Here is a 13,406-nt window from a genome sequence, read left to right as displayed (position 1 = left end):
GACTATCGAGACGGCGCGTAGATCACCGCCGTCTGACCCGGCGCGAGGCTGAGCGATCCGACGCCCGCTGCAATCTTGCTCCTGGAGACGAGGTCCACCCGGCCCTTTTCCGCTTTCGGCAGCGTGACGTTCATTGTCTTGTCGGCGCTGGCGTTCATGGCGATCAGGTAAGGCCCGTAAGTCGCTTCGTAGTAGTAGCCGCGGCCCGCATAGGGGTTGTCCTGGTCCTTGTAGCGGGCCTCGGGCGGCCCCTTGGCCACCGGCAGAACTTCACCCTCCAGCGCCGCCGGCGCCTCGCCCGGATAGGCGACGATCGGGATCGAGCCGGCCGAGATGTGCGGCGTGGCGCGGCGCACGCAGGTCTTGCCGCTGGCCTCGAAGTCCACCCTGCCAGCAATGGTGGCGATGCGGTCCACGCTCGGGGTCTGGTAGTGGAACCGCGCCAGGCGGTTCACCCCGCAATTGGCCCGCCAGTAGAGCGAGGCGTACAGCACCTCGTCGCCGTTCTTGATCGCCACCACCCCGTCCTCGGGATCGGCGAACACGAAGTCGGGCTGGCCCGGCGTCATCGGCAGCTTCACGTCGGATTTCGGCCAGGCCTTCACGGCCAGCCACTCGTCGTAGGCGTCGAGCAGGCCGATGGTCGTGCGCTGGTTCTTGTCCTTCAGGCGGTCGCGCAGCACGGCGTAGTACTGGCCGTCGTCCAGGGTCTGGCGGGCGATCGCCATCAGCTGCGGATCGCGGGTGGCGACGGCGACGTTGAAGGGCGTGTTGTCCCAGCCGGACTTCTGCACATAGGTCGTCGCGCCCGGATAGACCGGGTCGCGCCAGCCGATCGGCGCCTCCAGCAGCATGGTGCGGGCGCCCTCGGCGTCGATCCCCGGATAGCGGAAGGCCATCCGCGCCCTGGCCATCTTCAGCAGTTGGTCGCGCAGGACCGGATCGCCCTGCCCGCCCGGCGTTGCGGCCGTGGCCTGGTAGATGCTGGTCGCCCAGTCGAGGATCTCGCCGTAGCTGCCGACGAAGCCCAGCTCCTTGGAGAGCCCGGCCTTGGTGAAGAGCCCGTAGTCGTTAGCCGAGCGGAAGCTGCCGGTGTCGGCGGCGGCGCTGGAATAGGTCGGCTTGCCGGCCTCGTCGAGGCTGCCGGTCCAGGGCGCAAGACCCATGGACTCGTAGAAGAACCGCCGCATCGCCGGTTCGGGCCGGGCCAGCGGGCTGTCCAGCGACCGCAGGCCCTCGTTGCTCCAGTAGATGCCCAGGTCCACGATCATCGACTGGTTGGTGTAGAGCCGTCGATGGGTCTGGATGTAGCCGAGCCCGGCGTCGAGCATGCGGGCATAGGCCTCGCGACGCGTCGGAGCGCCCTGCCCGCCCGCGACCGGCGTGTCGAGATAGGGCGCGACATCGGCTTGCAGCAGGCGCAGCGCCTTGCCGAACGGGCCCATGGCGTCCCAGTCGGCGTTGGTGCGGCTGGCGTCGACATAGACGCTCTTCGGATCGGCCAGGAAGCGGGCGTAGAAGGCGTCGCCGCTCTCGATCACCTTGCGGGCCACGGCCGGATTGGCGTGAGCCCTTGTCCACGACAGGCCGGCGGCGCGCGCCAGGAACTGCACCTCCAGCACGTTCAGCGGGCCGGCCTGGGCCAGCTTGCGGTCGATCTCGCGGTTCACCCGGACCTTGAGGTCGTCGAGCACCTCGGGGCCTGCCGAAGGCGCGACCGCCAGCGGCGGGGCGGCGCCGGCCTGATCACCGCTGTCCAGGAACGGGTCGGCGTGGACATAGAGCGCATAGACCGGCCGCGAGGCCTGGCTCATCGGCTTCTGGAAGCTCTCGAACTGCTGGGTGTAGACGGCGTAGGGCCCGCTGGCGCGGATCGCGCAGTCCAGCGCCTTCTTCCCCCTGGTCAGGGTGATCGGCAGCGGGAAGGTGCGGTAGGTGAAGCGTCCCGCGAAGGGCGGCGCCTGGGTTCCGATGTCGAGGATCTCGACGTCGCCCAGATGGCGATAGCCGACCTGCCTGCCCTCGCAGAACAGGGTCAGCTTGCCGTCATTGACGTCGCCGCCCCACAGGCGGATCGAGGCGTAGTTCTGGATCGCCGGATCGACGGCCAGGCGGAACTTCAGGTCGCCGCTGAACCGCGCGCCGGGCTCGCTTGGCGGCAGACGTCGCGCGGCGAGACCGAGGCCGCCCTCGACACGCTCGGACGCTGAGGCGTCCACCGCGTGCGCGGCCTCGGAAGCCGCGTCGCCGAACACCACCTTGTCGATGAGCGGCGTGGCCGCGCTGGCCTGCGTCGCCAGAAGGCCGAGCAGAGCGCTCGCGCCGAGGATCAGCCGATGGCGGGTCATGCGCCCCTCGTTCGTGATGCTTGGGATCGGAGCCTGGCGAGCGAGGACTAGCATCCTCGCTCGCCAGGCTGTCGTGGTTCCGGCCGGGACCTAGAACTCCTTGCGGACCGTCAGCCACACCGACCGCGGCGCGTTGCGCTTGATCAGGAAGCCGGACTCCGGCAGCTGCTCGACGACGTCGTAGACCTGCACGTTGGTCGGCAGGTTGGTGCTGATCATCGGGTCGTAGGCCGAGATGTAGTCCTTATCGAGCACGTTGCGGACGTCGAGCGTGACCATCGTCTTCTTCAGGCCGCTGTACTGGACCGAGACGTCGAGATTGTCCTGCGCGGGCAGGAACCGATGGTCGAGCGAGTTGGTGTTCAGCTTGCGCTCGTCCATCCAGCGATGGCGGACGTTGAAGCGGAAGTCCTTGTAGCGATAGGAAACCGTGTTGCTGAGCGTCCATTTCGGCGAGCGGGCCAGGAGACCGGCGTCGACCCGCAGCACGTCGTCGGCCGCGCCGTTGCCGTTGGCGCCGGTGTTCAGCCAGACATAGGCCTCGGTGGTCTTGCCGTTCAGGAAGGTCACCGACGGATTCCACTCGAGGTTCTTGGTGACCCGCCACTTGGCCCAGGTCTCGACGCCGCGCGTGAAATACTTGTTGAAGTTCTCCGGCAGCAGGTAGGTCGAGACGTTGTCGACATCGACGCCCGTCGGATAATCGTTCACCGCGAAGTTCTGGTAGAAGTAGGTGACCTGGCCGTTGAAACGGCGATCGCCGAAGGTATAGGCGAACTCATGGCCCTTGATGTAGGCGGTCGGGCCTAGCGGACGCACCAGGGTGGCGGCGGTCGAATAACGGTTGACCACGCCCGACGACGGCTGCTTGGCGTCGGTGTAGCGATAATAGATCTTGTGCTTGTCGTTGAAGTTGTAGCCCAGGGCCACGCTGTAGTCGACGAGGCTGACCTTCTTGTCGGCGCCGATCACCTTGGCCGCGGTCTTGGTCATGTAGACGTTGTCGTAGACGGTCAGCGGGTCGCCATCGAGGCCGCCGTTGGTCAGTGACGCCGCGCCCGGGTTGCGGGTGTCCCACGTCTCCGAATAGGTCCGGGCGTGGAAATACTGGTACTTGATGCTGGCGTTGAAGTCCCAGTGCTTGGTCGGCGACCAGGCCAAGCCCGCATAGGGCGACAGCTCCATGATCCGCGCGCGCTGCGAGACGGTGGTGAACAGGCCGCTGCCGTATGAGCCCCAGCCGCCGGCGTCGGTCAGCTGATAGTTCGTGCCGTTCTGGGTGACGTACTTGACGTTCAGGTTCTGCACCTGGCCGTCGGCCCAGGCCGAGACGCCCAGGCCGTTGGCCCAGTTGTCGTTCACCTGTTCGGAGCGCGACAGGTAGAGGCCGCCGTTCACGCTCCAGGTCTCGCCGCGATAGGTGGCCGTGAAGTTGCCCATGTAGTCGACGGATTCACGGTAGTTGTCCTCGGCCCGGGTCAGCAGCACCAGATCCTGCGAGCTGGTCCCGGTGGGCACCGTGCCGGAGTTGTAGCTGCCGTCGGCGCTGGGGATGGTCGCCGTGACCAGGCCGCCGCGCATGTCGATGTCGCGGTTGGGCAGGGTGTTGCCGACGATGCAGAGGCTGGCGGTCTGCCAGGTGGTCGCCGTCACACGCGGACAGGCCGCGCCGGTGCGGTAGTTGGTTCCCAGCTGCGAGCCGGCGACGTTGTTGGCGACGCGGGCCACTTCCTGGCCGGCGGCGTTGGTGAAGACGTAGTAGCCCGGCGTGCGGTCCAGGTTGTTGATGTTCAGGCCGAAGCGCTCACGCGTCGCCGCCGCCGAACCCAGCGAGGCCAACTGCTGGGGCTTGTAGGACTGGCCGCGATAGGTCGACTTCTGGATCCGCGCCGCGCCGGTGAAGGTCAGGCGCTCGCCAATGTCGTGGTTCCAGCGCAGCGACAGGGCGTCCTGCTTGTAGCGATAGCCGTCGGACGGATCGAGCGTGTGGCTGCCGGGCTTGAAGTAGTTCGGAACAGTCTGCTTGCCGCCGTTCATGAACAGGTTCACGTCGCGCCCGAAACCCGGGATCTCCTCGGGGTTCTGGTAGCCATAGGTCGGCTGCTGGAACGTCGTCAGTTCGGCGTTGGTGTCGTCCAGGTGCTTGTAGACCAGATTGAACGAGCCGCCGCCGTTGTCGGTGTTGTAGTCCTTGTAGAGGTTCACCCGCAACTGGCCGCCGTGGTTCAGGTCGAAGCCTGGATCCACCTGGCCGCTGGACCGGCGATAGAAACCGCTGACGCCGACGCCCAGATCGCCCGCCTCGTTGACCCAGCCATAGGCGCCGTCGACCTGCTTCCACGACAGGTGCAGGTCCTCGCCCTCGAAGCCCACGCGTGTCTGGATCACCGCGCCCGGCTTCACCTTGCCGGTGATGTAGTTGAAGGTCGCGCCCACCGAGGTGGTGACGCCGGTGGCCGACGAACCGCCGCGCACCGACTCCACCCGGCTGGTGGAGATGTCGGCGCGATAGAAATAGCCGTCCTGGAAGCCGCTGAACTTGAACGGCACGACCGGCAGGCCGTCTTCCAGGATCGTGGTCCAGAAATAGCCGGAGGTATTGGCCCCGGTGCCGATGGTCATGCCGCGGGTGAAGACCTCGTTGCGGGCCACGCCATCGTTGGACTCGACCACCACGCCGGGCATGTCGCGCAGCATGTCGTCGGCGCTGATCGGCGTGAACTTGCTCATGTCGTCCTCGTTCAGCACCGAGAACGAGACGTTGGCCTTCTTGGCGGCGGTGCCGACCATCACGCCGGTGACGATCACTTCGTCGACGGCCGTGGTCTCGACCGTGACCGGCTTGTCGGCGGTCGCCTGGGCGTGCGCGGCGCTCGCCGACAGCGCGCCTGCGCCCGCGGCCAGCGCCAGGACCATGTGAGAAACTTGCAGCGCGCGGTTGCGACCGCGCTGAGGGTTGAGACCACCCATCCTATCCTCCCCTTCGGACTTTAGTCCGACGTCGCTCTGCGCCGAGGCCGACACCCCGACCGCGCGCCGCTTTCGGAGGCATCGTGACGACGGCCCCGATCGGCTTGTTGTTATCGATACCAGTGCATTTCAAGAACTGTCAACGGGATTCGCGACGTTGCGTTCTCTTAGCATTCGCTAACGGCATTACTGACCCATGCCCGCCTCATCCACGAAGAGCGGAACAACTTCCACCACACCGTCGCGAACTGGCGCTCGATCCGACACAGGTCGGACGACCATCATTATCCAGGGATGCATTGCGCGGACGCTACACCATTGCGACCAGCATCATCGATTACATAGACAGAGCCGAGTTCACGCCCTGACAGGCGCCGTCGCGAACCACGGTGCCGTGTCGTCGCCGGCGCGAGATCAGGTCGTCGGCCGCCAGCAGGTCCAGGGCCGCCCGGACGGTGATCCGGGCCACGGTGAAGCCGCTGGCCAATTCGCGCTCGGTCGGCAGGCGACGCTCGCCGTCGAGGATGGCCGTACGCAGCCGATCGGCGATCTGGCGGTAGAGCGCCACGCGCCCCGTGCGCTGCAACGGCGCCCAGCAGACGCCTCGGCCAGACGGATGAACCACTCCAAACGCCCTCCCCGGCTACTTGAAGTTCACGCCTTCGACATTGGGCCCCACCTCGATCACCGTGGGATCGGCCGCCTTCAGGCGCTTGCCCGCGATGGTCACGTTCTCGAAGCTGATGTTGCGGACAGGACGATCGGCGCCGAAGCCCGAGATCGTCGACGGACTGGGCCAGCCCACGCCGGAAAAGCGGATGTTCCGGAATCGCACGCCGTCGACCAGCAGGCCCGGGCTCGTGCCGTACTTGGCGTTGAACACCGTGCGCACGTTGAACAGCTTGCCCTCCTCGATCTGCTCGACGCGGATGTCGTCGAACAGCACGTCGCGGACCGTGTTGTCGTCACCGGCGCTGATCGCCAGCGCGCCCTGGTACTCGGGATCGTCCTCGTCGAGACCCAGGATGTCGATGTTCTCGAAGCGCAGGTCCTCCAGCACGTTGCGCGCCTTGGTGTCGCCGTGCAGGCCGATGAACACCGCATGCGCCACGTCGGGCCAGAAGATCGAGTCCCGCACCCTCACCCGCCGGGTGTCGCCGACGCCTAACTTGCGGGTGGCGTAGACCGCGACGCTGTCGTCGGAGGTGCGGATGAAGGCCCGCTCGACGGTCACGTCGCTGCAGGCGAAGACGTTGACGCCATCCGACCACGAGCCGTTGCTCAAGGTCTTGATATCCTTGAAGGTCACGTTGCTGGACGAGGCGCAGGCGATGGTGCCGTGCTTGGGCGTCAGGAAGGTCAAGCCTTCGACGGTCACGTTCTTCGAATCCTGCACGACCAGCTGGTCGGCTGGCCGGTCGATGATCCCCCGGCCGATGATGCGGACGTTCTCGACCTTCTCGGGCTTGAAAGCCCCCTGCAGGATCGCGCCGCCGGCGACATAGATCGTCTGGCCCGACTTTACCGGGAACACCCCGCCGGGCGGTGCGTGCAGGCCCGGCTCGTAGAAAACCACGTCCGGGCCGGGCGCGGGCCTGGCGATCGGCGCGCCGGCGAAGATGTGCAGGTTGTGCAGCCGGTCGCCATCGAACTCGACCGACAGGTTCTGCGGCCCGTCGATGGTGAACAGCACGACGCCATTCTCGACCTTGTGCTTGATCGTCTTGCTGGCGGGCCGCACCTCGACGCGCTTGAAGTCGCCGTTGTTCTTTCGCACCCCGATCTCGACCGTTCCCTCGAAGTCGAACTGCACGACCGAGACGTCGCTGGGCCCGTCGGAATCGACCTTGGCGTTATATTCGTAGAGGTCGCGCCAGCGTCCGCCCGGCTTGCGCACCCGCACGGTGAAGGTGTCGTTGTGCATGCTGTAGAACAGGCCGCCCGGCGGCAGCGGGTAGACATACAGGCCCGAGGCGTCGGCCTGGTCGGCCGCATGGGCCGATCCGGCCAGCCCAGCCAGCGCCGCGGCGCCGGCAAGTCCCGCCCAGGACGCTTTTCGCGCTGTGAACCCCATCGTGAACTCCTCCCCAGGCGACGCTCTGCCCGCTCGGCGGCGTCGTTGTTTTCGGCATCGAGCGCCGGATCGACGCCGGGGCGTCGAAAAGCCTTGCGGATCGCTCGAACACGAATATTGATATCGATATCACATCGCTCACGCAAGCCCCGGCCCAGCGAGCGAGAACGACGCCGAAAGAACTTGGTATCGTTATCAGATCAGTCTATGACCGAAGGGTCGGACCAGTCGCGCCACGCAGCGCGGCCGGCGCGGGAGGCAGACGCATGGCCATCAGGAAGAACTACGCGCTGCTGAGCGCCTTCCTCTTCTTCTACTTCTTCGCCCAGGCCATGAGCATCTCGCTGCTGGCCCTGTGGCTGAAGCGGACGCTGGGCCTTTCCGGCGCCGAGACCGGCGTGGTGTTCGCCGCCAACTTCATCTTCGCGATGATCTCCCAGCCCCTGTATGGCTTCGTCTCCGACAAGGTCGGCCTGCGCAAGACCGTCCTGTGGCTGATCAGCGGGCTGGTCGTGCTGTCGGGCGCCTTCTTCGCCTTCGTCTACGGCCCGCTGCTGAAGACCAACCTCCTGCTGGGCGCGATCGCCGGCGGGGCCTATCTCGGCGTCACCTTCATCGCCGGCAGCTACGCCCTGGAGTCGTTCGTCGATCGCGTGGGCCGCAAGTACGGCTTCGAATACAGCCGCGCGCGCCTGTGGGGCTCGCTGGGCTTCGCGGCGGCGGCGTTCTTCTCGGGCCGGCTGTTCAATCTCGACCCGCTCTACAACTTCGCCCTGGCCTCGTGCGCGGGCCTGATCCTGCTGCCGCTGCTGGCCTTCGCCAGGATCGAGCCCAGCGCCGACGAGCGCGAAAGCTCCAGCGCCCTCAAGCCCGCCGACGCCATGGCGATCTTCAAGCTGCCGAAGTTCTGGGGCTTCATGGTGCTGATCCTGGGCGTGACGAACCTCTATCTCGTCTACGACCAGCAGTTCCCGGCCTTCTACGCCTCGCACTTCGCCGACCCCAAGCAGGGCGCGGCCATGTTCGGCTACCTGAACTCGGCCCAGATCTTCCTCGAGGCCGGCATGCTGTTCGTGGCGCCGTTCGTCGTGAACAAGATCGGGGCCAAGAACGGCCTGCTGCTGGCTGCGGCGATCATGATCGTGCGCATCGCGGGCTCGGGCCTGGTGCACGGCCCCGTGCCGATCTCGGCGATGAAGATGCTGCACTCGCTGGAACTGCCGATCCTGGTGGTGTCGATCTTCCGCTACATCGCCTTCCACTTCGAAAACCGCCTGGCCTCGACGCTCTACCTGGTCGGCGTCAGCTTCGGCCACTCGCTGGGCCTTGCGGTCCTATCGCCGATCGTCGGCAAGAGCTACGACCTGATCGGCTTCCCCAGCACCTACCTGCTGATCGCCCTGTTCGCCGCCGCGTTCTGGGTCGCCTCGGTGTTCGCCCTCTCCCCCACCCCGCGTGAAGCCCCGCCCGCCAAGGACGCCGAGCCCGATCCGGCGCTTGCGCAAGCCGACCTGGGCGGCGGCGACGTGGCCAAGGTCAACTGACAATGTCCCAATCCGCTTCCAGCGCCGCCCCGCGCGAACCGCTTAGCCGTGCTCAGGAGATCCTGGCGCGCCCCCGCCCCGACCGGGCCAAGCTCGACGCCATCTTGGCGGCCGTCTTGGCCCGCATCGACGCCAGCCTCGACCTCTTCACCGACGTCTTCCCCAAGCCCTCCAGCGAGGGCGGGGTCTATGCGCCGATGGACAACACCGAGTGGACCAACGGCTTCTGGACCGGGATGCTTTGGCTGGCCTTCGAGACCACCGGCGAGACCCGCTACCGCCGCGCCGCCGAGCGCCAGGTCGAAAGCTTCCGCGACCGGATCGAGCGCGAGGTCAATGTCGACCACCACGACCTGGGCTTTCTCTACTCGCTGTCGTGCGTAGCGGCCTGGAAGCTGACGGGCAGCATGAGCGGCCGCGAGGCGGCTCTGGCCGCCGCCCGCCGGCTGATGACCCGCTACCTGCCGGCCGCCGGCATCATCCAGGCCTGGGGCGATCTTTCCGATCCGCAGCAGGCGGGGCGGATGATCATCGACTGCAACCTCAATCTCCCCCTGCTCTACTGGGCCAGCGAGGAGACGGGCGATCCGACCTTCAGGATCGCGGCCGACAGCCACATCGCCCAGGCCGCCAAGCACATCGTGCGGCCCGACGCCTCGACCTTCCACACCTTCTACATGGATCCGAAGACCGGCCAGCCGGTCGGCGGCAAGACCCATCAGGGCTTCAGCGACGCCTCCTGCTGGGCGCGGGGCCAGGCCTGGGGCGTCTCGGGCTTCCCGCTGGTGCACCGCTACAAGGCCGATCCTGGCCTGATCGACGTGGCGGCGCGCCTGGCCAACTACTTCCTCAACCGGCTGCCGGACGATCTCGTCTGCTGCTGGGACCTGGTGTTCACCGACGCCGAGCGCGACAGCTCGGCCGCCGCCATCGCCGCCTGCGGCCTGCTGGAGCTGGCCCGCGCCCTGCCGCTGGCCGATCCCGACCGTGAAGCTTACGAGGCCGCGGCCCTGGCCATGGTCGAGACGCTGGGCGAGCGCTACCTGCTGCCGCTGGGCCAGCCGGGGACCGGGATCCTCGCCCACGGCGTCTACCACATGCCCAACCGCGTCGGCGTCGACGAGGCCTGCATCTGGGGCGACTACTTCTTCCTCGAGGCGCTGGTCCGCCTCACCCGGGTTTGGGAGCCCTACTGGTGATTCAGATCGGCGTGGATTTCGGCGGCACCAAGGTGGAGGCCGCCGCCCTGGACGCCAGCGGCAAGCTGCTGGCTAAGGCCCGCGTTCCCAACCCGGGCGACTACGACAAGGCGCTGAGCACCGTCCGCGACCTGGTCGGCCAACTGGAACAGAAGCTCGGCGCGCGCGGCACCCTGGGGATCGGCGCGCCTGGCTCGATCTCGCCGGCCACCGGCGTGATGCGCAACGCCAACTCGCTGTACCTGAACGGCCGGCGCTTTCGCGAGGATCTCTCCGAAGCGCTCCAGCGGCCCGTGCGGCTGGCCAACGACGCCAACTGCCTGGCCCTGTCGGAAGCCGTCGACGGCGCCGGCGCGGGGGCCAAGGTGGTGTTCGCCATCATCCTGGGCACTGGCTGCGGGGGCGGGCTGGTGGTCGACGGCAAGCTGATCGAGGGCGAGAACGGCATCGCCGGCGAATGGGGCCACATGCCCCTGCCCTGGCCGACGATCGAGGAGCGCGAGGGTCCGCGCTGCTGGTGCGGTCAGAACGGTTGCCTGGAAATGTGGGTCTCGGGTACGGGCCTGCGGCGCGACTTCGAGGCCTCGACCGGCAGGGCCCTGAGCGGCGAAGAGATCATCACGGCCTGGCGAGCCGGAGATCCGGCGGCGACCACCGCCTTCGACCAGTTCATGGACCGCCTGGGCCGCTCGGTCGCGGTGCTGTGCAACATCCTCGACCCCGACGCCATCGTCATCGGCGGCGGCCTGTCGAACGTGCCGGAGGTGCATGAGCGCCTGCCCGAGCTCGTCGCGCGCCGGGTGTTCGCCGACCGCTGGAGCACGCGCATCAAGCCGGCCGTCTGGGGCGACGCCTCGGGCGTGCGCGGCGCCGCGCGGCTGTGGAGCCTGGACGAGGCCCGCCAACTCCTGGCCGAGCCGGCCGCCTAGGGCGGCGCTGGGCCCGACGAGTCGCGCTCCATCAGGGTGAAGGGCAGCAGGTGGTGAACCGGGGCCGGGTCGGCGCCGGTCTTCCTGGCGCGGATCTCATCGACGATCAGCCGCACGGCGGCGCGCCCCATCTCGGCGATCGGCTGATGGATCGTCGTCACCTCGGGCCAGACCGTGGTGGCGACGGCGGTGTCGTCGAAGCCGCAGATGGTCAGGTCGCGCGGCACGACGATCTGCCGTCCGTGGGCCACGGCCAGGGCGGCGGCGGCCATGTCGTCGTTGCTGGCGAAGATCGCGCTGGGACGCAGCCGCGCCTCGAACAGCTTTTCCGCCGCCGCCAGGCCCGAGCGGTAGGTGAAGAGGCCTTGCGCCACCCACTCCGGTCGCACCGCCAGCCCCGCCTCGGACATGCCGGCCAGGAAGCCCTCGTAGCGGAGCTCGGTCGGCGTGTGCTGGGGGTCGCCCTTGATGAAGGCGATGTCGCGGTGGCCCAGGGCGATCAGGTGACGGGTCATGGCCAGCGCGCCCTCGAAGTCGTCGATGCGCACGCTGGAGACGTCGATCATCGGGCGAGCGGTGGCCAGGGCCAGCACGGTGACGCCCTCGGCCCGCAGCATGTTGATGGTCTGGCGGGAGTCGCACAGCGGAGGCGGCAGGATCACGCCGTCGACCCCGGCCGCCAGCAGGCGCTTGACCGCCTGCTTCTGCCCGGCCAGACCCTCGCAGCGCTCCAGGATCAGGTGGCTGGCGAGCCTCGAGCTCTGCTCCAGTCCGCCGACCATGATCTCGCTGAGATAGGAGGCGCTGGGGTTGCTGTAGAGGATCCCCACCCGCGCGGCGGCCGAGCGCGAGCGCGTAGCCCGGGCGGCGACGTTCACCTGATAGTTCAGGACGCGGACCGAGGCCTCGACCTTCTCGCGCATCGCCGGGCTGACATTGCCAGCCCCGCGGATCACCCGCGACACGGTCATCGAACCGACGCCGGCATGGCGGGCCACGTCGTGGATGGTGATCGTCTTCGGGCCCGGCCGCGCGGCCGGCGACGCGCCGCGCACGGAAGACGGCTCGGCCGTCTTGGCTTTGCGGGGACTTTTCAACGACGCACCATCATTGTTTACGATACCAACGCATCCTAGCGGCGCGAGCGGTCCACACCAGAGCAAAAACGGATGTTTGGCCTGCAACCGCTTATCGAGCGCCGGCGCGCTCTCGCTTGGACTTATCCGGCCGGTCTTCGCTAGACTGCGCGCCGACCCGCAGAGAGTCGTATTGAGGCGAGGATTCCTTGACCACGCAGAGGCGACAGGCGCCGACCATCCATGACGTGGCGCAGCACGCCGGCGTGTCCTCGATGACCGCCTCCCGCGTGGTCAACGGCTATCCCCACGTGCGGCCCGCCGTGCGCGAGAAGGTCGAGGAAGCCATCAAGACGCTGGGCTATCGGCCCAACTCGCTGGCCCGGGCCACCCGCACCGGCGTCTCGCAGATCGGCATGCTCTATTCGAACGCCAGCTCGTCGAACCTGTCGAACTACCTGATGGGCGCTTTTCGCCAAGCGAGCCTCAGCGGCTGCCAGTTGCTGATCGAGCCCAGCCAGGCCCATCCGACGCCCGCCCAGGCGGTGCAGAAGCTGGTCGACGCCGGGGTCGGCGCGGTGATCCTGCCCCCGCCCCTGTGCGATGACGCGGCGATCCTGGAGTCGCTGGAAAAGGCCGGCGTCGGGGCGGTCAGCTTCGCGACGGCGCGCCCCCGCGAGGGCGCTCCCGCCGTGTTCATCGACGACTTCGAAGGCGCCCGGATGATGACCCAGCACCTGCTGGACCTGGGCCATGTGGACATCGCCTTCGTGCGCGGCGATCCGGCCCACTCCACGGCCCAGCTGCGCGAGAAGGGCTTCCGCGAGACCATGGGCGCCGCCGGCCTGACGGTGAACGAGGGCTATGTCGCCGACGGCGGCTTCAGCTATCGCGGCGGTCTCGACGCGGCCCGGCATCTGCTGGGCCTGCGTCGCCGTCCGTCGGCGATCTTCGCGGCCAACGACGACATGGCCGCCGCCATCAGCGCGGTCGCCCACGGCCTTGGCCTGTCGATCCCGGCCGACCTCAGCATCGCCGGCTTCGACGACACCTCGGTGGCGACGACGGTCTGGCCCGAGCTGACCACCATCCGCCAGCCGATCGCCGACATGGCCGCATCGGCCGTGCTGCTGGCCATGGATTTCACCCGGACGGGGGCCGAGCCCGGCGGCCACGTGCAGGCCGAACTACAGTTGATCCAGCGCGCCTCGACCGCCCCGCCTCCGGCCTGAGCGCCCTTGCCAAAGCCTCGCTCCATGTTACTGG

At 67.8% G+C, this 13,406-nt stretch carries 9 protein-coding genes; 4 read left to right on the top strand and 5 right to left on the bottom strand.

Annotation, left to right across the window (positions count from 1 at the left end):
* Nucleotides 1-2: 2 nt before the first annotated feature.
* The 4 genes from DDF62_RS20135 to DDF62_RS20120 all read right to left on the bottom strand — a co-directional run bounded on the left by DDF62_RS20135 (nucleotide 3) and on the right by DDF62_RS20120 (nucleotide 7,392).
* Nucleotides 3-2,348 carry a hypothetical protein gene (locus DDF62_RS20135; protein ID WP_116490755.1) on the bottom strand — a complete coding sequence of 782 codons (2,346 nt, stop codon included), beginning with the start codon at nucleotides 2,346-2,348 and terminating at the stop codon, nucleotides 3-5.
* Between the two features lie 90 nt (nucleotides 2,349-2,438).
* Nucleotides 2,439-5,264, bottom strand: coding sequence for a TonB-dependent receptor plug domain-containing protein (locus DDF62_RS20130; RefSeq protein WP_165832315.1), 2,826 nt, complete (start codon nucleotides 5,262-5,264; stop codon nucleotides 2,439-2,441).
* A 391-nt stretch (nucleotides 5,265-5,655) separates the two neighbouring features.
* A complete protein-coding gene (locus DDF62_RS20125; protein ID WP_116490753.1) occupies nucleotides 5,656-5,943 on the bottom strand; it encodes a GntR family transcriptional regulator in 288 nt (95 codons plus the stop codon).
* An 18-nt stretch (nucleotides 5,944-5,961) separates the two neighbouring features.
* On the bottom strand, nucleotides 5,962-7,392 hold the full coding sequence (locus tag DDF62_RS20120) for a glycosyl hydrolase family 28 protein (protein WP_116490752.1): 1,431 nt from the start codon (nucleotides 7,390-7,392) through the stop codon (nucleotides 5,962-5,964).
* A gap of 266 nt (nucleotides 7,393-7,658) precedes the next feature.
* Here DDF62_RS20120 and DDF62_RS20115 point away from each other — a divergent pair, with 266 nt between their 5' ends.
* The 3 genes from DDF62_RS20115 to DDF62_RS20105 are packed head-to-tail and all read left to right on the top strand — an operon-like array spanning nucleotide 7,659 to nucleotide 11,064.
* Nucleotides 7,659-8,936: an oligosaccharide MFS transporter gene (locus tag DDF62_RS20115; RefSeq protein ID WP_116490751.1), complete on the top strand. Its 1,278-nt coding sequence runs from the start codon at nucleotides 7,659-7,661 to the stop codon at nucleotides 8,934-8,936.
* Nucleotides 8,937-8,938: 2 nt separating this feature from the next.
* Nucleotides 8,939-10,135 carry a glycoside hydrolase family 88 protein gene (locus tag DDF62_RS20110; RefSeq protein ID WP_116490750.1) on the top strand — a complete coding sequence of 399 codons (1,197 nt, stop codon included), beginning with the start codon at nucleotides 8,939-8,941 and terminating at the stop codon, nucleotides 10,133-10,135.
* Nucleotides 10,132-11,064 carry an ROK family protein gene (locus DDF62_RS20105; RefSeq protein WP_116490749.1) on the top strand — a complete coding sequence of 311 codons (933 nt, stop codon included), beginning with the start codon at nucleotides 10,132-10,134 and terminating at the stop codon, nucleotides 11,062-11,064. The genes DDF62_RS20110 and DDF62_RS20105 overlap by 4 nt, the downstream gene beginning before the upstream one ends.
* On the opposite strand, the gene DDF62_RS20100 is transcribed toward DDF62_RS20105, so the two are convergent.
* A complete protein-coding gene (locus DDF62_RS20100) occupies nucleotides 11,061-12,161 on the bottom strand; it encodes a LacI family DNA-binding transcriptional regulator (protein WP_116490748.1) in 1,101 nt (366 codons plus the stop codon). The genes DDF62_RS20105 and DDF62_RS20100 overlap by 4 nt on opposite strands.
* 188 nt (nucleotides 12,162-12,349) lie before the next feature.
* Between DDF62_RS20100 and DDF62_RS20095 the strand changes: the two genes are divergently transcribed.
* Nucleotides 12,350-13,372 (top strand): LacI family DNA-binding transcriptional regulator, encoded by a 1,023-nt coding sequence (locus DDF62_RS20095; protein WP_244286886.1) that lies wholly within the window; start codon nucleotides 12,350-12,352, stop codon nucleotides 13,370-13,372.
* The last annotated feature ends 34 nt before the right edge of the window (nucleotides 13,373-13,406 follow it).

The organism is Caulobacter radicis, assembly GCF_003094615.1.
GTDB classification, from domain to species: Bacteria; Pseudomonadota; Alphaproteobacteria; order Caulobacterales; family Caulobacteraceae; genus Caulobacter; species Caulobacter radicis.
Note: the sequence above shows the minus strand (reverse complement) of the source record. Positions and strands in the feature narration are given on the sequence as shown.